Genomic DNA, 20,371 nt, shown 5'->3' on the forward strand with positions numbered 1-20,371 from the left:
CCTTCGGTGTACCGTGCAGCTTCTATTCCTGGCTTTGCGAACTATTTAAGAGTGGCTCATCTCACCATTCGTCAAGCCCTGCTTACGGTCGCGTAGGTCACATCCGAAGGTGAATCATGGTCCGACGTGGCAGACGATTCGAAGAGTGACAGCAGATCAGTGATCGGGTCGTACGTGGCGGTGGGGGACAGCTTCACCGAGGGCGTCGGCGACCCCGGCCCCGACGGGGCGTTCGTGGGCTGGGCCGACCGGTTCGCGGTGCTCCTCGCCGACCGGCGTCCCGAGGGCGACTTCCAGTACACCAACCTCGCCGTGCGCGGAAAGCTGCTGGACCAGATCGTGGCCGACCAGGTGCCCCAGGCCCTCGCCCTGGCCCCGGACCTGGTCTCCTTCTGCGCGGGCGGCAACGACATCATCCGCCCCGGCACCGACCCCGACGAGGTGGCCGAGCGCTTCGAACGCGCCGTGGCCCGGCTGACGGAGGCCGCCGGCACCGTGATGGTGACGACCGGTTTCGACACCCGGGGCGTCCCCGTCCTCAAGCATCTCCGCGGCAAGATCGCCACCTACAACGGGCATGTCCGTGCCATCGCCGACCGGTACGGCTGCCCCGTCCTCGACCTGTGGTCCCTCAAGTCCGTGCAGGACCGCAGGGCCTGGGACAACGACCGGCTGCACCTCTCGCCCGAGGGGCACACGCGCGTGGCGCTGCGCGCGGGACAGGCCCTGGGCCTGGACGTCCCGGCCGACCCGGAGCAGCCGTGGCCGCCGCTGCCGCCCCGGGGCACGCTGGAGGTCCGCCGCGACGACGTCCAGTGGGCCCGGGAGTACCTCGTCCCCTGGATCGGCCGACGGCTGCGCGGTGAGTCCTCGGGCGACCACGTGACCGCCAAGGGCACCCTGTCGCCGGACGACATCAAGATGCGGATCGCTTCGGTGGCCTGACCCCGCCGACCCGCCACCCGCCACGGCCCGTGCCGGCACCACCGGCGCGGGCCCCGCCGTTCCGGGGCGGAACGCCCCCCCGTGGTCCGGCCGCTCAGGGCAGCACGCCCACGGGGGTGCGTACGACGGTCCGCAGGCGGGCCGCGTCCTGGCTGGGGGGCGTGCCGAACTGGCGGCGGTACTCCCGGCTGAACTGCGACGGGCTGTCGTAGCCGACGCGCCGGCCGACCCCCGTGACGTCACCCGGGTGGGTGGCGAGGAGCAGCCGGGCCTCCTGGAGCCGGATCTGCTTCTGGAACCGGATGGGGCTCATCGCGGTCACGGCCTGGAAGTTGCGGTAGAACGCGGAGACGCTCATGCCGGACATGCGTGCCAGGTCCTCCACCCGGAACGGCTCCGCGTAGTGCTCGCGGATCCAGCGCACGGCCCGGGAGATGTGGCTGAGGCCGCTGTCGGCCAGGCCGAGCTGGCGCACCGTCGCCCCCTGGTCGCCGGTGATCAGGCGCCACAGGATCTCGCGCTTGACCAGCGGAGCCAGTACGGCCCGGTCGCGGGGCTCGTCGAGCAGGCGCAGCAACCGGACGACCGCGTCCAGCAGCGCGGGCGGAGCGTCGCTGACGGCGATCCCCGAAGGCGTCCCTCCGCCGGCGCGCGGGGCGTCTCCGGCGCCGGCCAACAGCAGCAGTTCGGCGATGGCGGACGGTTCCAGGACCAGACCGAAGCCGAGGGCCGGCCGCTCGGGCCCGGCCTGGAGGAACTGCCCGGTGACGGGCAGGTCCACGGACGCGACCAGGTACTGCCCGGGGCCGTACTCGTAGACCCGGTCGCCCAGCGCGAGGCGTTTGGCGCCCTGGGCGATGACCGCGAGCACGGTGCCGGACATGGAGAGCGCCGGCGGCTCCGACCGGTCGGCCTTCGAGACGAGGACACCGTCGATGGCGGTGGTCCAGTCGGGTCGGGCGTGCCGGGCCAGCAGGGTGCGGAGCTCTTCGTGGTGCATACGTCCATTGCAGCACCGTTCCCGCGGAGCCCGGCAGCGCTGTCGCCGCGTCCGCGGTGCGGGGCCCCGGCCGCGCCGGCGGTTCCGGGAGGGCCCGATCGTCAGCGTTGCCTGTCGGCCAACGCCTCCCGCCCCAGGCCCAGTTCGCGAGCGAGAGCGTCGTCCACCCACTCCTGCGCCCGGGACCGGGGCACCGCGCCCGGGTACGACGTGAGCTGTACCGCCAGCCCGTCCAGCAGCGCGGTCAGCCGCAGTGCCGTGCCGGCCGGGTCCGCGCAGGCGAACTCACGGGCCGCCACGCCCTCGGCGATGACGTCCGCGATCGCCGCCTTCCACTGCTCGTCCAGCTCCCGGGTGACGTCCCGCAGGGCGGGCTCGCGCAGCGACACGGCCCAGCCCTCGATCCACAGCCGCCAGCCCTTGGCCTGCCCGGTCGGCGCGTACCAGCGCACCGCCGACCGCAGCCGGCGCAGCGCGGTGGTCCGCCGGCCCAGCAGCTTGCGCAGGCGCGCGAGGTCGTCCTCGGCCGCGTAGGTGAACGCGGCGGCCACCAGCTTCTCCTTCGTGGAGAAGTGGTACAGCACCAGCGCGTTGCTCACACCGAGGGTCGCGGCCACGTCGGCGATCCTGACCGCCGCCACGCCCCGCGCCTCGATCTGCTCGATGGCCGCCCGCAGCAGCTCCTCCCGCCGCTCGGCCACGCTCAACCGCACTCTCGCCACGCGGTCACCCTAGTCGTTGACCCCGTCGCCACCGAAGCCGTCGCGTGGCAGGCCCGTCACCGGTACCACCCGAACCGTTCCGCGATCACCGGCAACCGCTCGGCCGCCAGGGCGTGCGCGGCCGCGCGCGGGGTCGTACCGTCGGCCTCCGCGCGGTCCAGCATCCGGCCGGTCAGGGCGCGCATCGAGCGCCGGATGTGCCCGAACGCCTCGTCGGCGTCCGCGCCGATGTCACCGAACAGGGTCCACCACCACCAGGCGTTCGTCGCGGAGTTGACCACCACGTCCGGCAGCACCGTCACCCCGCGCGCGGTCAGCAGCGCCTCCGCATCGGGCACGACGGGCATGTTGGCGGCCTCGACGATCCAACGCGCCCGGACCCGCTCCTGGTTCGCAGGGTCGACGGCGTACGACACGGCGGCCGGCACCAGCACCTCCGCCTCCACGGACAGCCAGGCGTCGCCGGGCAGTTCGCGGTCGCCGGGGCGCAGCGCGCCGCGGTCCACGGTGCCGTAGCCGTCCCGCGCCGCCAGCAGCGCCTCGACGTCGAGCCCCGCCGGGTTGGCGATCGTGCCCTTGATGTCGGCGACGGCCGCCACCGTCAGGCCCGCGCGCGCGAGGAAGCGCGCGGTGGCCCCGCCCATCGTGCCGAGACCCTGCACGGCGACCCGGGTGCCCGGATACGGCACCGCCGCCCGGTCCAGGGCCGTCAGCACCGACTCGGCGACCCCGCAGCCGCCCGCCAGCTCGTCCAGACCGATGCCGTCCACCTCCACCGCGAAGGCGTCCGCGAGCCGTTTGCGGGCCGTCGCCTCGTCGTCCAGCAGCGGATAGACCGCCTGGACCGAGGAGACCAGGCCCGCCTCGGCCGCCGCGCGGTCCACCAGCTCCTGGCTGAGACCCAGGTCCTCGCCGGTGGTCCAGCAGCTCTCGACGTACGGCCGCATCGCGCGCAGATACCGGACGAGGAGCCCGTACGCCCCCGGGTCCCGGGGGTCGCAGTCGATGCCGCCCTTGGCACCGCCGAGCGGGACGTAGCGGCCCTCGGGGACGTAGTGCAGGGCCTCCTTCATCGTCATGCCGCGGGCGAGCCCCGCCACCTCCTCCAGCGTGCAGCCGGGCCGCATCCGCAGCCCGCCGCTCGCCACGCCCCGCACCAGCCGGTCCACGACCAGGAAGCCCTGGCGGCCGGTGACGTGGTCGGTCCAGACGAGCGACAGCAGGGGGGTGGTCATGGGGGTGGTCATGGGGCTTCCTCGGGGGAGCGATGCGGTGATCAACTGAACGGCGAGTCAGTATCCGGAGCCGGTCCGGGCCCTGTCAACGCGCTGAACGGACATTCAGTAGCGGGCGGGCGCACCCCTCCGTGGCCCCGCCGCCGGCCAGGCCGACCATAATGGGGGACCTCACCCACTCCACCGGGAGGTACCGTGACCGGTCTGCGTTCCGCGAGCTCCGGGCTCCGCGCGCTGCGGCCCGCTGCGTTCGGAGCGGACCCGGGGGGTGAGCGCATGGCACGCATCCGCCGCTCGCCACACTTCGAGGACGGCGTCTTCCAGAACCCCGGCGGCCCCGCCCGCACCCGGCCCTCCGGGTCCTCGCTGGACCTCGCCAAGGTGTTCCTGGACAAGGACACCCGGCCGCTGCGCGCCCCCAAGGGCACCGTCCCGGTGCACCCCACGACCTTCGCCGACCTGGCCAAGCCGCCCGCCACCGGACTGCGGCTGACCTGGATGGGCCACTCCAGCGTGCTCGCCGAGATCGACGGCCACCGGGTCCTGTTCGACCCGGTCTGGGGCGAGCGCTGCTCCCCGTTCCCCTTCGCCGGGCCCAAGCGGCTCCACCCGGTGCCGCTGCCGCTGGCCGCACTCGGCCCGGTCGACGTCGTCGTCATCTCGCACGACCACTACGACCACCTGGACCTGCCCAGCATCAAGGCGCTGGCCGGCACGGACACCCTGTTCGCCGTGCCGCTCGGCGTCGGTGCCCACCTCGAACACTGGGGCGTCTCCCCGGACCGGCTGCGCGAACTGGACTGGCACGAGTCCACCCGGGTCGGCGGCCTCACCCTCACCGCCACCCCGGCCCGCCACTTCTGCGGCCGGGGCCTGCGCAACACCCAGCACACCCTCTGGGCGTCCTGGGCCGTCGCCGGCGAGGAGCACCGGATCTACCACAGCGGCGACACCGGCTACTTCGACGGCTTCAAGGACATCGGCGCCGCGCACGGCCCGTTCGACGCCACGATGGTCCAGATCGGGGCGTACAGCGAGTTCTGGCCCGACATCCACATGACCCCCGAGGAGGGCCTGCGCGCCCACCTCGACCTCCAGGGCGGCGCGCCGCACGGCGTCCTGCTGCCCATCCACTGGGGCACCTTCAACCTCGCCCCGCACCCGTGGGCCGAGCCGGGGGAGTGGACGAAGGAGGCCGCCGAGGAGGCCGGCCAGGCGGTGGCCCTGCCCCGGCCGGGCGAGCCCTTCGAACCCGCCGGCAAGCTGCCGGCCGAGGCGTGGTGGCGGAGCGCGTCTGGGGACGTGCGGCGCACCTGGCGCTCGGTCGGGGCGTTCGTCGCGGAGCCGCCCGCGCGCGGCACCGGCGGCTGAGCCGACTGGGCCGACCGGCCCTACCGCGCCGAACGCCCCCGTTTCCGCGGATAAAACGTACGATTATGAATGAAATGTACGGTGTACGCGGCCTTCGCGGAGTGCGGCCATGGCAGAGCGCGGCAAACGGGAGAGGCGGCGGCGCCTGAGTCGCCCCGTGGTGCTCGCCGCGGCCGTCGCCCTCGTGGACCGAGAAGGGCTGGCGGCCCTGACCATGCGCCGCCTGGCGGCGGACCTGGGTGTGGAGCCGATGGCCCTCTACCGGTACACGGACGGCAAGGAAGGGCTGCTCGACGGCCTGGTGGAGGCGTTCTTCGCCGAGGTCAACGAACGGCTGCGGACCTCGGTCGAGCAGGCCCGCGCAGACGCGGCCACCGAACCCCACTGGCGGACCGAACTGCGCCGTATCGCACAGGCGTTCGCCAGCGTGGTGCACACCCATCCCGAGGTGCTGCCGGTGGTGGCCGTCCGCCCGCTCGCGGTGCCCGTGGCCCGGCGCCCGGAGCCCTGGCTCCAGCTCACCGAGCACATGTTCGCCGTCCTCGCCCGCGCCGGCTTCGACGACCCCACCGCGCTGACCATCTACCGCACCTTCGTCTCCTGGACCCTCGGCTGCCTCCTCGTGGACAAGCGCCAGGCCGTGGACAACCCCGAGGAACCGGACCCCGTGCTGCGCCTCGGCCTGCACCGGCTGTCCGCCGGCGACTATCCGCGGCTGCGCGCCCTGGTCCCGCACTTCGCCGACCACGACGACGAACGTGAACTGACGAACGGCCTCGACAGCCTGCTCAGCCGCATGCCCGAGGCGCCCCTTGACGCGTTCTACGGTCCCGGAGGACCCTGAGAGTACGACGTACACATCGGGCATACAGCAGTGAAAATCAGTAAATCGCCCAGAGTCTTCGTCGCTCGCGGCGTGTGCTGTCGACCGGACGCCGTCACCGCGTCCGTCCCGTGCGGAAGAAGCCGTCATGTCCACCACCCACCAGCCCATCCTGCGCGTGCGTGTCACCGCCCGGGATGTCGAGACCCTGCGCGCACTCCTGCGCGACACCCACCCGGACGTCGGCGGGCTCGCTCGCCGCGCCGACGACGGAAGCTGCTCCATCGAGGCCTACGTGACCCCCGACCAGGCCGGGACGCTCCAGCGCGAGGGCGTGTCGGTCACCCCGATCGAGGACGTCACCGCCAAAGGCCGGGACCGCCAGGCCGAGGTCGGCCGCGGCGACCGCTTCGCCCCCGCCGACGCCGTGCCCCACGGGCTGGCCGACAAGGTCTAGGGCGCGGGGAGGAACACCATGCCGTACCTGAACATCACCGAGGTCGAGTCCGCCGTGACCAGCCTGGCCACCGCCTTCCCGGGCGCGAGCGAACTGATCGATCTGCCCGAGCCCTCGGTCGAGGGCCGCGCCTGCCACGCCCTGCGGATCGGCACCGCGCCCGCCGGGAGCAGCGACTGCGCCGTACTCATCGGCGGCGTGCACGCCCGTGAGTGGGGCAGCTGCGAGATCCTGGTGAACCTCGCCGCCGACCTGCTGGAGGCGCACGCCGCCGGCACCGGTCTCGCCTACGGCGGCACCGCCTTCACCGCCGACGACGTGCGCACGATCCTGAGCGAACTGGACCTCGTCGTCTTCCCGCTGGTCAACCCGGACGGCCGGCGCTACAGCCAGAGCGTCGAACCGATGTGGCGCAAGAACCGCAACCCGGCCCGGTCGGGCGGGGACCCCGACCGCATCGGCGTCGACATCAACCGCAACTACGACTTCCTGTTCGACTTCGAGACCGCCTTCGACCCCGCCGCGGCCCCGCGCGTCTCCTCCGACCCCGGCGACCTCGTGTACCAGGGCCCCCGGCCCTTCTCCGAGCCCGAGACCCGCAATGTCCGCCGGCTGTTCGACACCTACCCGCGCACCCGATGGTTCGTCGACGTGCACAGCTACTCCGAGGACATGCTGACCGTCTGGGGCGACGACGAGAACCAGTCCCACGACCCGTCCCAGAACTTCCTCAACGCCCTCTACGACCATCAGCGCGGCCTCGGCGCGGACACCTACGCGGAATACCTCCCGAAGTCCGACGCCGACGACGCCGTCGTGCTCGCCGAACAGTTCTGCGCGGCCCTGCACGGCGTACGCGGCCGTACCTACCGTCCGATGTCCGGCTACCACCTGTACCCGACCTGCGGAACCAGCGACGACTACGCCTACTCCCGGCACATCGTCGACGAGCGGAAGGGCAAGATCCTCGGCTTCACCATCGAGTGGGGCGACGCGGCCGGCGGCTTCCACCCGCCGTGGGCCGAGATGGAGCGGATCGTCCTGGACGTCGACGCCGGACTCGTCCGGTTCTGTCTCACGGCACTCACCTGAGAGCGGTCGTCGGCACGGGCGCCTCCGGAGAACACGTACCGCATTCACCGGTCCGCTCGGTCCCCCGCCCGGTCAAGGCCAAAGCGAACACGTTGAGTGATGTTCGGGGATGGGTCCGGCCGAGCGGGGGAACCCGGAGATCGCCGCGGAGGATGCTCCGGGAGCGTTCTTCACGCGCGCATGCGCTGCACGGAGGAAGGGACTGGTGGTGTGGGGATCGGCCGGTCGTTCCGTCCCTGACCACTGGTGAACAGGTCAGATCGTTCCTGACTTGATCCGGCCCGATGTCGAGCAACGGTCATCGGACCTTCGTGCGACTCCTCATACCAGAGCGGGACGCGGCTCGGGTGACTTTGTCAACTGCCCACCGCACATGATGCTCAGGCAACTACTGTGAGTGTCCGCCGGGCGACGCGCGGCCGGGTGCACCGGTCCGCCGGCCGGCAGCGATGACGCATGCCCGCATCGACCCATGCCCGCACCGCGCACCGCACGAGGACACAGGCCCGACGGACCAGTACGAGGACGCAGATGTCTCACCTCCGAGCACCGGCCGCCCGCGCCGATCGCCGCGAGGGCGGCCGGCACGGGCGACCGGTCGCCCGACCCGCTCCCGCACTGCCCGAAACACACATACGGCCCCAGCTGATGCGGCTCGCCGTCCTGCCGCCCCTCGCGGTCGCCCTCAGCGCCACCGCGGCGGTGCTGTTCAGCATCCGCTCCGCCGGCGCACGCACCGGCCCCCTCCTGTGGGCCGTGCTCGCCGGATCGGTCACCGTGGCGGTCGCCGGCATCCTGATCGCCGCCGTGGCCGCCGACCGCACCGCCCGCTCGGTCGCCGACCGCGTCGACGCGCTGCGCCGCACCGCCGCGCGCGGCGAGGCCGACCTGCACGCCCTGGTCGACGCGCTGCGGCAGGGCGAGGCCCCGCCGCAGCACGGCCCGCGCCGCCGGCCGCCCGCCGACGCCGACGACTTCGAACTGCTCGCCGCCGACCTGGCGCGCGCGTACGACGGCGCCGTCACCGCCGTCGTACGGGCCGCCCAGCTCTCCAGCCAGACCGGCAGCCAGCAGAAGCTGGAGGTGTTCGTCAACCTCGCGCGGCGACTCCAGTCCCTGGTGCACCGGGAGATCTCGATCCTCGACGACCTGGAGAACGAGATCGAGGACCCCGATCTGCTCAAGGGGCTCTTCCACGTCGACCATCTGGCCACCCGCATCCGCCGGCACGCCGAGAACCTCGCCGTGCTCGGCGGCGCGGTCTCCCGGCGGCAGTGGAGCAACCCCGTCAGCATGACCGAGGTGCTGCGCTCCGCCATCGCCGAGGTCGAGCAGTACTCCCGGGTCAGACTGGTCCCGCCCATCGACGGCGAACTGCGCGGCCACGCCGTCGCCGACGTCATCCACCTGCTCGCCGAACTCATCGAGAACGCCACGGTGTTCTCCGCTCCGCACACCCAGGTGCTGCTCCGCGCCAACCTCGTCACCTCCGGGCTCGCCGTGGAAGTCGAGGACCGCGGGCTGGGCATGCCCGTCGCCGAGCAGGAGCGGATGAACGCCGTGCTCGCCGACCCCGACCAGGTCAACGTCGCCAGCCTGCTGGCCGACGGCCGTATCGGGCTCTACGTCGTCTCCCAGCTCGCCCGCCGGCACAGCATCCACGTGCGGCTGCAGACCAACATCTACGGCGGAGTGCAGGCCGTCCTCGTCGTGCCACAGGCCCTGCTGGGCAACGCGCCGGGCGTGCCGGGCGCGGGCGCCGCGACCCCCGTACCGCAGCCGCACCCGTCGGGGGAGGCCGGGGCGTCGCAGGACGTGCGGGCGGCGACACCCGTGCCACCGCCCGGACTCGCGCCAGGTGCCGGCAACGGTGCCGGAGCGGCCAGTGCCGCCGACGGCGGGCGCGGCTCCGCTTCGGGCGGCGGGCGTGACTCCGCTTCGGGCGGCGGGGGCCGGGCCGGCGAGGCGGCCGAGGCCGGGACGGACGGCGGGCAGTCCGCGGCCACCGGGCGGCGGAGGCACGCCCAGCGGGGACCCGGGCGGCGCGGGACCGAGAGCGGCGCGCGCGGGCGGCACGGAGGTGCCCCGGCCCCGCTCCCGGTGCGCGGTGCCCAAGAGGCACGGCCCACACCCGCCGAGGCCGTGCCCGGCATCAGCGCCGAGGACCGGGCGGCGGTGGAGGCGCACACGGGCGTCCTGCCCACCCCGCGCGTCGGCCCGGTCCGCGGCACCATGGACAAGCCCCGACTGCCCCGCCGGCGCGCCCAGGAGCACATCGTGCCCCAGCTGCGCGGCGGCCCGTTGCCCCGCCAGGAGAGCGACACCGTCGTCGGCCACGACCCCGGCCTGATGGCCGCCTTCCAGCGCGGCATCGGACTCGCCGAGGCCCAGCAGAGCCTGGAGTCCGAGCAGCAGGAGCCGGAGTCCCGGGCGCCGGGGCCCCGGGAACCCGAGGTCGGTGGGCCGGGGTTCGGTGGGCCGGGGTTCGGTGGGCCGGGGTTCGATGAGCCGGGGTTCGATCAGCCGACGTACGAGAAGACCGGGTTCGAGAAGACGGCGTACGGGCACATGGGTTCGGGCCACATGGATGCCGAGCACAGGGCAGGCCCGCACCTGCCGGCGTCCACGCCGGGACCGGCCGAGCCGACGCGCGCGCGTCCCGAGCACGGCGATCCGGACCACATGGGGTCACTGCACACGGGCCAGGAGCACATTGGCCACGAGCACATGGGACACCAGCACGTGGGCCACGAGCCCTTGGGCCCGGAGCCCGTGGGGCCGGGCTACACGAGTGCGGATCACATGGGGTCGGGCCATACATCCGCAGACGACACATCCCAGCCCTCCACGACCCTGGGCCCCCTCTCCCCGGCCCCCATACCCCAGGCGCACGCCCACGCGCCCGCAGTCGACGGTGTTCGTGGCACCGGTCGGACCGAGGGGAGCGCCCCGGCCGGATGACCGCCTCCGCCCCCGCAGCCGCACCCACGCCCGTACGTCGTACCCCCACCCCCACCCCCAGCGCTCGCGCTGGTCTTCGTACCCCAAGGAGTCGATCCACCATGGCGAGCGATGCGCCGACCGTCCACGCATCCGACCTCGACTGGCTGCTGAGCGGCCTCGTGCAGCGCGTACCGCACACCAGCAGCGCGGTGCTCCTGTCCTGCGACGGACTGGTGAAGTCCGTGCACGGCCTGGACGCCGACAGCGCCGACCACATGGCGGCCCTGGCCTCCGGGCTGTACTCCCTCGGCCGCAGCGCGGGTGTCCGGTTCGGCGACGGCGGGGACGTCCGCCAGGTCGTCGTCGAACTCGACGCGACCCTGCTGTTCGTCACCACCGCCGGCTCCGGCACCTGCCTCGCCGTGCTGGCGGGCCGCGAGGCCGACGCGGCGGTGCTCGGCTACGAGATGGCGATGCTGGTCAAGAGCGTCCGCCCCTACCTGGTCACCGCGCCCCGGCAGCACGCCGTCGAATCCACGGCGACGAGGCCCTGAGCGTGGCCGCAGCCGGCGACGGGCCCTGGCTGGACGACGCGGCCGGACGGCTCGTGCGGCCGTTCACGGTCAGCAACGGCCGCACCGAACCCAGCATCGCCCTCGACCTGATGTCGCAGGTGATGGCCACCGGCGTCACCCCGCTCGGCTACCTCGGCCCCGAGCACGCGCAGGCGCTCGACCTGTGTCGCGCGCCCGTCTCGGTCGCCGAGGTCGCCGCCCAGCTCACACTGCCCGCCGTGGTCACCAAGGTGCTGCTCTCGGACCTGGTCGACTGCGGCGCGCTGACCACCAAGCCGCCCGTCTACCACCACACTCCCACTGACCGGTCTCTGCTGGAGGCAGTGCTCGATGGACTACGACGACAGCTCTGACCCGTTCCCGACCGCGCTCAAGATCCTGGTGGCGGGCGGGTTCGGCGTCGGCAAGACCACCTTCGTGGGCGCGGTCAGCGAGATCGCGCCGCTCAGCACGGAGGAGCTGCTCACCACGGTCAGCGTCGGCACGGACAGCCTCGACGGCGTCGAGAACAAGATGGAGACCACGGTCGCCATGGACTTCGGCCGGATCACCCTCGATCCGCACCATGTGCTGTACCTGTTCGGCACGCCGGGGCAGGAGCGGTTCTGGTTCATGTGGGACGAGCTGTCCGAGGGGGCCCTCGGCGCGGTCATCCTCGCCGACACCCGGCGCCTTCAGGACTGCTTCGCCGCCGTGGACTTCTTCGAGGAACGCGGGCTCGCCTTCATCGTCGCCCTCAACGAGTTCGACGGTGCCCACCGCTACGACCCCGAGGAGGTGCGGTCCGCCATCGACCTCGACCCGGAGGTCCCGGTGGTCCGCTGCGACGCCCGGATCTCCAGCTCCGGCGTCCAGACCCTGCTCGTCCTCGTCCGCCATCTGCTCGCCCACGCCCCGGCGACCGCGCCCAGCCACGGCGCCCACATGTGATCCCGCCCTACCGCCCACGGAGCCCCTGTATGAGGTACGCCCACAGCGACGGAGCCCGGCCATGAGCTACGAGCCGCCCCGGCCGATCCGGGGTCTGCTGCTCACCCCCGAGGACAAGGAGGCCCCCGCCCGCGTCCACCGACTGCGCCTGCTCGGCCTGGCGGACCGGCCCGACCCCGCGCTCGACGCCTTCGCCGGCCACCTCGCGCAGCTCACCGGCGCTCTCTACGCCATGGTCAACTTCATCGGCGAGGAGCACCAGTTCTTCGCGGGCCTGAGCGCCCCGGCCACCTCCCCGGTCGTGCGGGAGGACGGAACCAGGGCCGAGATCGGCCGGGTGCTACCGCGCGACCATGGTTTCTGCCCCCATGTGGTGGTCCGCCGCAAGGCCCTCGTGCTGGACGACGTCGGCGACTATCCACGGTTCGCGTGCAATCCGGTCGTCGACGGGTACGACATCCGCTCCTACCTCGGCGCCCCGCTCATCGACAGCTCCGGCATGGCGCTCGGCACCGTGTGCGCGGCCGACACAGTGCCCCGCGCGTGGGGCAGGCCCGGCCTGGAGACCATCAAGGCACTCGCCGCCGATCTCGTCGTGCGCCTCGAACGGAGTACCGGGGACGGTCTGCCTCTCTGACGCGCGGAACACCGTGCGGGGGCGGCGTGGCGGGGGTTTTCGGGGGGTGTGTAGGAAAGCTGAGGCGCCGGTTAAGAAAAGCTCGATGGACCCCGGCTCCCGCGTACGGCAGATTGCAGGGTGATTCCACCCCTCTGACCCGGTGCGGGCTCCTTCCGCGTGCCCGCGGGCCGGGCCTCACCCACAGGAGCCGTAGCGTTGAAGGCGCTGGTCAAGGAGAAGGCGGAGCCGGGACTCTGGCTGACGGACGTCCCGGAGCCCGCCATCGGCCCCGGTGACGTACTGATCAAGGTCATGCGGACCGGTATCTGCGGCACCGACCTGCACATCAGGTCCTGGGACGGCTGGGCCCAGCAGGCGATCCGCACCCCGCTCGTGCTCGGGCACGAGTTCGTCGGGCAGGTCGTCGAGACCGGGCGGGACGTGACCGACATCCGCATCGGCGACCGGGTGAGCGGCGAGGGCCACCTGGTGTGCGGCAAGTGCCGCAACTGCCTGGCCGGCCGGCGCCATCTGTGCCGGGCCACCGTCGGCCTCGGTGTCGGCCGCGACGGCGCGTTCGCCGAGTACGTCGCCCTGCCCGCGTCCAACGTCTGGGTGCACCGCGTGCCCGTCGACCTCGACGTCGCCGCGATCTTCGACCCGTTCGGCAACGCCGTGCACACCGCGCTCTCCTTCCCGCTGGTCGGCGAGGACGTGCTGATCACCGGCGCGGGCCCGATCGGCCTGATGGCCGCCGCCGTGGCACGTCACGCCGGCGCCCGCAACGTCGTCGTCACCGACGTCAGCGAGGAGCGCCTGGAGATCGCCCGCAAGATAGGGGTGAGCCTGGCCCTGAACGTCGCCGAGTCCACCATCGCCGACGGACAGCGCGAACTGGGGCTGCGCGAGGGCTTCGACATCGGCCTGGAGATGTCCGGCCGGCCCGAGGCCATGCGCGACATGATCGCGAACATGACGCACGGCGGCCGGATCGCCATGCTCGGTCTGCCCGCCCAGGAGTTCCCGGTGGACTGGGCGCGCATCGTCACCTCGATGATCACCATCAAGGGCATCTACGGCCGCGAGATGTTCGAGACCTGGTACGCGATGTCGGTGCTGCTGGAGGGCGGCCTGGACCTCGCGCCCGTGATCACCGGCCGGTACGACTACCGCGACTTCGAGGCGGCCTTCGCCGACGCCGCGAGCGGCAAGGGCGGCAAGGTCATCCTGGACTGGACCGCGTAACCCCCTTCCCCCGCAAGCACCTTCAGGTATTTCAGGAGCACCCTCATGTTCGACACCGTCCGCGACGACCTGCGCGCCACCCTCGACGAGATCCGCGCCGCCGGCCTGCACAAGCCCGAGCGGGTCATCGGCACCCCGCAGTCCGCGACCGTGAACGTCACCGCCGGCGGCCGCCCCGGCGAGGTCCTCAACTTCTGCGCCAACAACTACCTGGGCCTCGCCGACCACCCCGACGTGATCGCCGCCGCCCACGCCGCCCTGGACCGCTGGGGCTACGGCATGGCCTCCGTCCGCTTCATCTGCGGCACCCAGGAGGTGCACAAGGAACTGGAGGCCCGGCTGTCGGCGTTCCTCGGCCAGGAGGACACGATCCTGTACTCCTCCTGCTTCGACGCCAACGGCGGTGTCTTCGAGACCCTGCTCGGCGAGGAGGACGCGGTGATCTCCGACGCCCTCAACCACGCCTCCATCATCGACGGCATCCGGCTGTCCAAGGCGCGCCGCTTCCGCTACGCCAACCGCGACCTCGCGGACCTGGAGGCCAAGCTGAAGGAGGCGTCCGACGCCCGGCGCCGCCTGATCGTCACCGACGGCGTCTTCTCCATGGACGGCTACGTGGCGCCCCTCGCGGAGATCTGCGACCTCGCCGACCGCTATGACGCGATGGTCATGGTCGACGACTCGCACGCCGTCGGCTTCGTCGGCCCGACCGGCCGCGGCACCCCCGAGCTGCACGGCGTCATGGACCGCGTCGACATCATCACCGGCACCCTCGGCAAGGCCCTCGGCGGTGCCTCCGGCGGTTACGTCGCCGCCCGCGCCGAGATCGTCGCCCTGCTGCGCCAGCGCTCCCGGCCCTACCTGTTCTCCAACACGCTCGCCCCGGTGATCGCCGCCGCCTCCCTGAAGGTCCTCGACCTGCTGGAGTCCGCCGACGACCTGCGCGTCCGGCTCGCCGAGAACACCGCGCTGTTCCGCCGCCGGATGACCGAGGAGGGCTTCGACATCCTCCCCGGCGACCACGCCATCGCCCCCGTCATGATCGGTGACGCGGCCGAGGCGGCCCGGATGGCCGAACTGCTGCTGGAGCGCGGGGTCTACGTGATCGGCTTCTCCTACCCGGTCGTGCCGCAGGGCCAGGCCCGCATCCGCGTCCAGCTGTCCGCCGCGCACTCCACGGACGACGTCAACCGCGCGGTCGACGCGTTCGTCGCGGCGCGCGCTGAGCTGGCGGGCTGACCAGGGCGGACGCCCTGGGATAATGGGGGCATGATCGAGGCACGGCGGCTCCACATCCTCCGTGCGGTGGCCGACCACCGCACGGTCACGGCGGCGGCCGCCGCGCTGTACCTCACCCCGTCCGCCGTCTCCCAGCAGCTCACGGCCCTGGAGCAGGAGACCGGCCACCGCCTGGTCGAGCGCGGCGCCAAGGGCGTACGGCTCACACCGGCGGGCGAGATCCTGCTCGGACACACCAACGCGGTCCTCGCCCAGCTGGAGCGGGCCGAGGCCGAGCTGGCCGCCTACGGCTCGGGCGAGGCGGGCACGGTCACCGTGGCCGCCTTCGCGACCGGCATCGCCCAGGTCGTGGCCCCGGCCGTGGCCCGCCTCGCCCACCACGCGCCCGGCATAAGGATCCGCGTGCAGGACGCGGAGGGCGACGCCAGCCTGCCCATGGTCCTGGACCGGCAGGTCGACGTCGCGGTCGCCGTCGAGTACCGGGGCGCGCCGTCCGCCGACGATCCCCGCCTGACCCACGTCCCGCTGTACGCCGAGCCGTTCGACGCCGTCGTACCCCTCGGGCACCGCCTGGCAGACGCTCCCGAGGTCCCCCTCGCCGAACTGGCCAAGGACGCCTGGATCGGGCCGTACCCCGGCAATCCCTGCCACGACGTGGTCGTCCTCGCCTGCGAGAGCGCCGGCTTCCAGCCCCGCCTGGAACACTCCTCCGACGATTTCCGGGCCGTCGTGGCCCTCGCCTCGGCCGACGCGGGCGTGGCACTCGTCCCGCGCTCCGCCCTGCGCGGCATGGACCTCACCGGCGTGGTCGTCCGCCCCGTCGACGGTGTCGCCCCGACCCGCCGGGTGTTCGCCGCCGTCCGCCGGGGCGCCGAGGGACACCCGCTGATCCGCCCGGTGCTGGAGGCGCTCGGCGAGGCGGCGCAGGCGTGAGGCATCCGTAACAACGCCGTCTCATATCAGGGATAGCGTCCCGGATATGAGAAACGAGGACGCTGTCGATCTCCTCATCGGCGCCCGGCTCGCCGAACTGCGCGCCCAGCACGGCTGGTCCCTGGGCGAGCTGGCGGAACGCAGCGGGGTCAGCCGGTCCACCCTGTCGCGCGCCGAACGCGCGGAGACCAGCCCCACCGCCGCCCTGCTGAACCGGCTCTGCCACGTCTACGGCCGCACCATGTCCCAGCTGCTCAGCGAGGTCGAGGCGGCACCGGCCCCGCTGGTCCGGGCCGCCGACCAGCAGGTGTGGGAGGACCGCGCCTCCGGCTTCGTCCGCCGGTCCGTGTCCCCGCCGCACACCGGACTGCGCGGCGAACTGGTCGAGGGCCGGCTCACCCCGGGCGCGGACATCGCCTACGACCGCCCGCCCGTGCCGGGCCTGGAACAGCACCTGTGGCTGCTGGAAGGAGCCCTGGAGGTGACCGTGGGGGACCGGGTGCACCGGCTCGGCGCGGGGGACTGCCTGCGGATGCGGGTGACCGGCGCGACCCGCTTCCGCTGCGCCGGTCCGGGCGAGGCGCGGTACGCGCTGGCGGTGGTACGGCCATGAGGCAGCGCGGTGACGAGCCCGTGGGCCTCGGCGGGGACACGGCGACGAGGGTGGAACGCTGGGACGGCACCCGAGTGCGCGACCGCGCCGGCGACTTGGCGGCGCTGCTGACCGACACCGTGGCCTCGGGCGCCTCCGTCGGCTTCCTCGCGCCGCTCGGCCACGCGGAGGCGGTCGCGTGGTGGCGGGAGCGGGCCGAGGCCACGGCGGCGGGACGGCTCGCTGTCTGGGCCGCCCTGGATCCCCTGGACCGGGTGACCGGCACGGTCGGCCTGGCCTACCCCGACAAGCCGAACAGCGGGCACCGCGCCGAGCTGGTCAAGCTGATGGTGCACCGCTCGGCGCGCGGACAGGGCCTCGGCCGCCGGCTCCTCACCACCGCCGAACAGGCCGCCGCGGCCGACGGCCGCACCCTGCTCCATCTCGACACCGAGACGGGCAGCCCCGCCGAGGCCCTGTACCGCTCGGCCGGCTGGACCAGGGCCGGGACCATCCCCGACTACGCGGCCAGCCCCGCGGGTGTGTTGCGGCCGACGACGCTGTACTACAAGCGGCTCGGAGGATGACGGCCGACGGGTGACGGCTCGAACGATGACGGAGGGGAGGGGTGACGGCCGGGAGGGGTGACGGCCGGGAGGGGTGACTGTCAGTGGCAGGGGCTACCGTGCGTGGCATGCCGGATGCACACGACGTACGCCGAATCGCCCTGTCCCTGCCGGACACCACGGAGAAGATCGCCTGGAGCATGCCCACCTTCAGGGTCGCCGGGAAGATGTTCGCGACCCTCCCCGAGGACGAGACGTCCATCGCCGTGCGCTGCCCCAAGGAGGAGCGCGACGAACTGGTGCTGGCCGAGCCGGAGAAGTTCTGGATCGCCGACCACGAGGCGCAGTTCGCCTGGGTGAGAGCGAGACTCGCCGCCCTGGAGGACGTCGACGAGCTGCGGGACATCCTGGCCGACTCCTGGCGCCAGGCCGCACCGCCCCGGCTCCTCGACGCACATCCGGAGTTGGGGCTCCCGGCCGGGAACTGAAAAGCCCGGCGGGCGCGGCCCGGGGGTGGCATGATCCCGCCTCGGCTGGAGGGGAGCGACCGTGGCGGGGCGGGAAGCGTTACGGACGGGAACGGCACGGGCGGGGGAAGGGCCTGGTCGGGGAGGGGAGCGCTCGGGATGACCGGTACGGACGCGCGGCGGGATGTCGCCGCCCGGGGGGTGCGGAAGGCGGCGGCCGGTGCCCCGGCGGTCTGGTCGCGGGACTTCGGACTCTTCTTCGTGGCCCGGGCCGTCGCCCGCCTCGGCGACACCATGCTGCCCGTCGCCCTCGCCGCCGGCCTGCTGGAACACGGGTACGGCGCGGGCGCGGTCGGCCTCGCCATGGCCTCCACGGCCGCCGCGTTCGCGGGACTGGTCGTCTTCGGCGGGGTCATCGCGGACCGGTTCAGCACCCGCAGGCTGATGATCGGCGCCGACCTCGTCCGGCTCGGCACCCAGTCCCTCGCCGCGGGCCTGTTCTTCACCGGGCACGTGGTGCTGTGGCAGATCTGCGCCATCGGCGTCGTCAACGGCGTGGCCGGCGCGGTCTTCCAGCCCGGCGTGGCCAGCACCGTTCCCCGCCTCGCCACCGACATCCAGGGTGCCAACGGCGCGATCCGCATCGCCGAGTCCGCCGCGCAGCTCGCCGGCCCGGCCGTCGCCGGCGTCCTGGTGGGCCTCGCCTCGCCCGGCGGGGTCTTCGCCGCGCACGCCGCCACCTATGCGCTCAGCGCGCTGTGCCTGCTGCTCCTGCGGCTGCGCCCGCTCCCCGTCGCCGCCCGAGCCGCCACCGGCTCCGCCCTGCGCGCCTTCCGCGCCGATCTCGTCGACGGCTGGCGGGAGTTCCGCTCCCGCGCCTGGCTGTGGGGGGTCATCGCCGTCTGGTGCCTCTACATGATCGCCGTATGGGGCCCGACCGTGCCGCTGGTGGCCACCGAGATCGTCCGGCACCACGGCCCGGGCGCCTACGGCCTGGTCAACTCGGCCCTCGGCGCCGGCACGGTGGTCGGCGGCCTGCTCGCCCTGCGGCTGCGCCCCCGCCGCATGCTCCGCGCGGGCGCGCTCTCCCTCTTCGCCTTCTTCGGCTTCCCCGCGACCGTCGGGGCGGGCCTCGGCGTACCGGCCATGGCGGCCGGGGCCGCGGTCGCCGGCGCCGGGATGTCGTTCTGGGGCGTGATGTGGGCGACCACCGTGCAGACCCAGGTCCCGGCCGACGTCCTCAACCGCATCCACGCCTACGACGTCGCCGGCTCCCTCGCCATGATGCCGGTCGGCCAGGCCCTCGCCGGCCCGGCGGCCGAATCCCTGGGCGCCGACCACGTCCTGCTGGCCGCGGCGGCGGTGAGCCTCGCGGTGGCGGCCATCCTGCTGGCGATCCCCCCGATACGCGACCTGCCCCGGGCCGACGCGACGGCACCCGCCGCACCCTGAGAACGAGAACCGGCCACGCCCTGGTCCGCGCGACGCGACCGTCATCCGCGCTGACTCGTGTGCTCCGCGGCGAGGGGGGTGCCTTCACCGGAGCCCGAGCGTGAGACCTCGCCTGCGGTCTGGTCCGTGGTGAGGGGACCGCTTGCCCGCAGAAGCTTCGGTGTGAGGCTCGCCGGCGCCCTGGTCCGGGGGGCCGACGTGACCTCGCCCTTCCCCCCGCGTGTCCGCGTTCAGCCGCGTCGCGCCTCGGCCGGCCGCCCCGCGGTCATGAAGTGGGCGATCCGTTCCCGCAGGGTCGCCGCGTCCAGGCCGTGCGCGGCCACGTGTTCCTCGATCGTGCCGTAGCGGCGCAGTTCGCGGCGGGCGACGCCGAGGCCGAGCACCCGGTGCGGGACATCGGTCAGTGCCTCGCTCACCGCGGACGTCGACGTCCCGGCGAGGTACGGCTCGACCAGCACGACGTCCGTGCCCGCCGCCTCCGTGGCCCGGCGCAGCCCGGCCGCGTCGAACGGTCGTACGGTCGTCGCGTACAGCACCGTCACGTCCAGGCCCTCCGTCGCTGCGAGGACCTCGTCCAGCATCGGACCCACGGCGACGACCACTCCGGAGCGGCCCTCGCGGACGGTGACGAAGTGCCGGCCGTCGATGACCCGTCCCTGCCGGTTGGACTGCAGGGACAGGCGGACGTACACCCGGTCGTCGCCCGCCGCGACCGCGTGGTGCAGCAGCGTCTCGGCCTCGTCCGGGTGCCCGGGCACATGGACGGTCCAGCCGTCCAGCGTGTCGAGGAGGGCCACGTCGCCCGGGGCCATGTGCGTGAAGCCGCCGGCCGGCCAGTCGAAGGAGGCGGCGGCACTCACCAGCACCGCGCCCGTGTCCTGATGTCCCAGATCCAGCTTGACCTGCTCGAACGGCCGCTCCACGAGGAAGCTGGCGAAGGTGTGCACGATCGGCCGCAGCCCGGTCAGCGCCAGCCCCGCCGCCGCGCCGACCAGCAGCTGTTCACGGATGCCGACGTTGATCACCCGGTCGGGATGTCGGCGCTCGGCCTCGCGGAACCCGTCCCGGCCGATCTCGGCGAGGACGACCGCGACCCGGGGGTCCTCGTCCAGCATCCGGGAGACGACGGGGGCGAAACGGTCACGCATGGTGTCCATCGAGATGA

General features: G+C 73.3%; 20 protein-coding genes and 1 pseudogene. 17 read left to right on the forward strand and 4 right to left on the reverse strand.

Features of this window, described 5'->3' with window-relative positions:
• Positions 1–159: 159 nt before the first annotated feature.
• On the forward strand, positions 160–945 hold the full coding sequence (locus ACH4LD_RS10155) for an SGNH/GDSL hydrolase family protein (RefSeq protein ID WP_132789121.1): 786 nt from the start codon (positions 160–162) through the stop codon (positions 943–945).
• A 94-nt stretch (positions 946–1,039) separates the two neighbouring features.
• On the opposite strand, the gene ACH4LD_RS10160 is transcribed toward ACH4LD_RS10155, so the two are convergent.
• From ACH4LD_RS10160 to ACH4LD_RS10170, 3 genes are all read right to left on the reverse strand, one after another.
• A complete protein-coding gene (locus ACH4LD_RS10160) occupies positions 1,040–1,945 on the reverse strand; it encodes an AraC family transcriptional regulator N-terminal domain-containing protein (protein ID WP_398053794.1) in 906 nt (301 codons plus the stop codon).
• 101 nt (positions 1,946–2,046) lie between these two features.
• Positions 2,047–2,667 (reverse strand): TetR/AcrR family transcriptional regulator, encoded by a 621-nt coding sequence (locus tag ACH4LD_RS10165; protein ID WP_398053795.1) that lies wholly within the window; start codon positions 2,665–2,667, stop codon positions 2,047–2,049.
• A 56-nt stretch (positions 2,668–2,723) separates the two neighbouring features.
• Positions 2,724–3,902: a Glu/Leu/Phe/Val dehydrogenase dimerization domain-containing protein gene (locus ACH4LD_RS10170; protein WP_398054123.1), complete on the reverse strand. Its 1,179-nt coding sequence runs from the start codon at positions 3,900–3,902 to the stop codon at positions 2,724–2,726.
• 195 nt (positions 3,903–4,097) lie between these two features.
• Here ACH4LD_RS10170 and ACH4LD_RS10175 point away from each other — a divergent pair, with 195 nt between their 5' ends.
• From ACH4LD_RS10175 to ACH4LD_RS10250, 16 genes and pseudogenes are all read left to right on the forward strand, one after another.
• Entirely contained in the window at positions 4,098–5,273 is a 1,176-nt protein-coding gene (locus tag ACH4LD_RS10175; RefSeq protein ID WP_165951779.1) for an MBL fold metallo-hydrolase, read from the forward strand.
• A gap of 109 nt (positions 5,274–5,382) precedes the next feature.
• On the forward strand, positions 5,383–6,117 hold the full coding sequence (locus ACH4LD_RS10180) for a TetR/AcrR family transcriptional regulator (protein ID WP_398053796.1): 735 nt from the start codon (positions 5,383–5,385) through the stop codon (positions 6,115–6,117).
• 127 nt (positions 6,118–6,244) lie between these two features.
• Entirely contained in the window at positions 6,245–6,553 is a 309-nt protein-coding gene (locus ACH4LD_RS10185) for a hypothetical protein (protein ID WP_132789083.1), read from the forward strand.
• An 18-nt stretch (positions 6,554–6,571) separates the two neighbouring features.
• Positions 6,572–7,645, forward strand: coding sequence for a M14 family metallopeptidase (locus ACH4LD_RS10190; RefSeq protein WP_398053797.1), 1,074 nt, complete (start codon positions 6,572–6,574; stop codon positions 7,643–7,645).
• A 531-nt stretch (positions 7,646–8,176) separates the two neighbouring features.
• Positions 8,177–10,087 (forward strand): annotated as a pseudogene (locus tag ACH4LD_RS10195) (sensor histidine kinase); the annotation flags it as partial.
• Positions 10,088–10,707: 620 nt separating this feature from the next.
• The gene (locus tag ACH4LD_RS10200; protein WP_398053798.1) at positions 10,708–11,142 is read left to right on the forward strand and encodes a roadblock/LC7 domain-containing protein; all 435 of its coding nucleotides are present in this window, start codon (positions 10,708–10,710) and stop codon (positions 11,140–11,142) included.
• Positions 11,143–11,144: 2 nt separating this feature from the next.
• Positions 11,145–11,516 carry a DUF742 domain-containing protein gene (locus ACH4LD_RS10205; protein WP_014676223.1) on the forward strand — a complete coding sequence of 124 codons (372 nt, stop codon included), beginning with the start codon at positions 11,145–11,147 and terminating at the stop codon, positions 11,514–11,516.
• Positions 11,494–12,093: an ATP/GTP-binding protein gene (locus ACH4LD_RS10210; protein ID WP_132789079.1), complete on the forward strand. Its 600-nt coding sequence runs from the start codon at positions 11,494–11,496 to the stop codon at positions 12,091–12,093. Before ACH4LD_RS10205 ends, ACH4LD_RS10210 begins: the two co-directional genes overlap by 23 nt.
• 61 nt (positions 12,094–12,154) lie before the next feature.
• Positions 12,155–12,730 carry a GAF domain-containing protein gene (locus tag ACH4LD_RS10215; RefSeq protein WP_398053799.1) on the forward strand — a complete coding sequence of 192 codons (576 nt, stop codon included), beginning with the start codon at positions 12,155–12,157 and terminating at the stop codon, positions 12,728–12,730.
• Positions 12,731–12,928: 198 nt separating this feature from the next.
• On the forward strand, positions 12,929–13,957 hold the full coding sequence (gene tdh, locus ACH4LD_RS10220; RefSeq protein ID WP_132789077.1) for an L-threonine 3-dehydrogenase: 1,029 nt from the start codon (positions 12,929–12,931) through the stop codon (positions 13,955–13,957).
• Positions 13,958–14,002: 45 nt separating this feature from the next.
• The gene (locus ACH4LD_RS10225) at positions 14,003–15,196 is read left to right on the forward strand and encodes a glycine C-acetyltransferase (RefSeq protein WP_398053800.1); all 1,194 of its coding nucleotides are present in this window, start codon (positions 14,003–14,005) and stop codon (positions 15,194–15,196) included.
• Positions 15,197–15,226: 30 nt separating this feature from the next.
• The gene (locus ACH4LD_RS10230; RefSeq protein WP_398053801.1) at positions 15,227–16,129 is read left to right on the forward strand and encodes a LysR family transcriptional regulator; all 903 of its coding nucleotides are present in this window, start codon (positions 15,227–15,229) and stop codon (positions 16,127–16,129) included.
• A 46-nt stretch (positions 16,130–16,175) separates the two neighbouring features.
• Positions 16,176–16,742 (forward strand): helix-turn-helix domain-containing protein, encoded by a 567-nt coding sequence (locus ACH4LD_RS10235; RefSeq protein ID WP_398053802.1) that lies wholly within the window; start codon positions 16,176–16,178, stop codon positions 16,740–16,742.
• Positions 16,739–17,308 carry a GNAT family N-acetyltransferase gene (locus tag ACH4LD_RS10240; RefSeq protein WP_398053803.1) on the forward strand — a complete coding sequence of 190 codons (570 nt, stop codon included), beginning with the start codon at positions 16,739–16,741 and terminating at the stop codon, positions 17,306–17,308. The genes ACH4LD_RS10235 and ACH4LD_RS10240 overlap by 4 nt, the downstream gene beginning before the upstream one ends.
• 107 nt (positions 17,309–17,415) lie before the next feature.
• Entirely contained in the window at positions 17,416–17,775 is a 360-nt protein-coding gene (locus ACH4LD_RS10245) for an MmcQ/YjbR family DNA-binding protein (RefSeq protein WP_398053804.1), read from the forward strand.
• Positions 17,776–17,913: 138 nt separating this feature from the next.
• Positions 17,914–19,206: an MFS transporter gene (locus tag ACH4LD_RS10250; protein ID WP_165951777.1), complete on the forward strand. Its 1,293-nt coding sequence runs from the start codon at positions 17,914–17,916 to the stop codon at positions 19,204–19,206.
• Between the two features lie 230 nt (positions 19,207–19,436).
• Here the strand turns inward: ACH4LD_RS10250 and ACH4LD_RS10255 are convergent, their stop codons facing one another.
• A complete protein-coding gene (locus ACH4LD_RS10255) occupies positions 19,437–20,363 on the reverse strand; it encodes a transketolase family protein (protein ID WP_398053805.1) in 927 nt (308 codons plus the stop codon).
• Between the last annotated feature and the right edge of the window lie 8 nt (positions 20,364–20,371).

The sequence above is a fragment of the Streptomyces sp. NPDC017676 genome (assembly GCF_044329325.1).
GTDB lineage: Bacteria > Actinomycetota > Actinomycetes > Streptomycetales > Streptomycetaceae > Streptomyces.

Coding starts and splice junctions, on each gene's coding strand:
- ACH4LD_RS10160 (WP_398053794.1), bottom strand. CDS start 1,945: ATGCACCACGAAGAGCTCCGCACCCTGCTGGCCCGGCACGCCCGACCC.
- ACH4LD_RS10170 (WP_398054123.1), bottom strand. CDS start 3,902: ATGACCACCCCCCTGCTGTCGCTCGTCTGGACCGACCACGTCACCGGC.
- ACH4LD_RS10180 (WP_398053796.1), top strand. CDS start 5,383: ATGGCAGAGCGCGGCAAACGGGAGAGGCGGCGGCGCCTGAGTCGCCCC.
- ACH4LD_RS10185 (WP_132789083.1), top strand. CDS start 6,245: ATGTCCACCACCCACCAGCCCATCCTGCGCGTGCGTGTCACCGCCCGG.
- ACH4LD_RS10190 (WP_398053797.1), top strand. CDS start 6,572: ATGCCGTACCTGAACATCACCGAGGTCGAGTCCGCCGTGACCAGCCTG.
- ACH4LD_RS10200 (WP_398053798.1), top strand. CDS start 10,708: ATGGCGAGCGATGCGCCGACCGTCCACGCATCCGACCTCGACTGGCTG.
- ACH4LD_RS10210 (WP_132789079.1), top strand. CDS start 11,494: ATGGACTACGACGACAGCTCTGACCCGTTCCCGACCGCGCTCAAGATC.
- ACH4LD_RS10215 (WP_398053799.1), top strand. CDS start 12,155: ATGAGCTACGAGCCGCCCCGGCCGATCCGGGGTCTGCTGCTCACCCCC.
- ACH4LD_RS10225 (WP_398053800.1), top strand. CDS start 14,003: ATGTTCGACACCGTCCGCGACGACCTGCGCGCCACCCTCGACGAGATC.
- ACH4LD_RS10230 (WP_398053801.1), top strand. CDS start 15,227: ATGATCGAGGCACGGCGGCTCCACATCCTCCGTGCGGTGGCCGACCAC.
- ACH4LD_RS10235 (WP_398053802.1), top strand. CDS start 16,176: ATGAGAAACGAGGACGCTGTCGATCTCCTCATCGGCGCCCGGCTCGCC.
- ACH4LD_RS10240 (WP_398053803.1), top strand. CDS start 16,739: ATGAGGCAGCGCGGTGACGAGCCCGTGGGCCTCGGCGGGGACACGGCG.
- ACH4LD_RS10245 (WP_398053804.1), top strand. CDS start 17,416: ATGCCGGATGCACACGACGTACGCCGAATCGCCCTGTCCCTGCCGGAC.
- ACH4LD_RS10250 (WP_165951777.1), top strand. CDS start 17,914: ATGACCGGTACGGACGCGCGGCGGGATGTCGCCGCCCGGGGGGTGCGG.
- ACH4LD_RS10255 (WP_398053805.1), bottom strand. CDS start 20,363: ATGGACACCATGCGTGACCGTTTCGCCCCCGTCGTCTCCCGGATGCTG.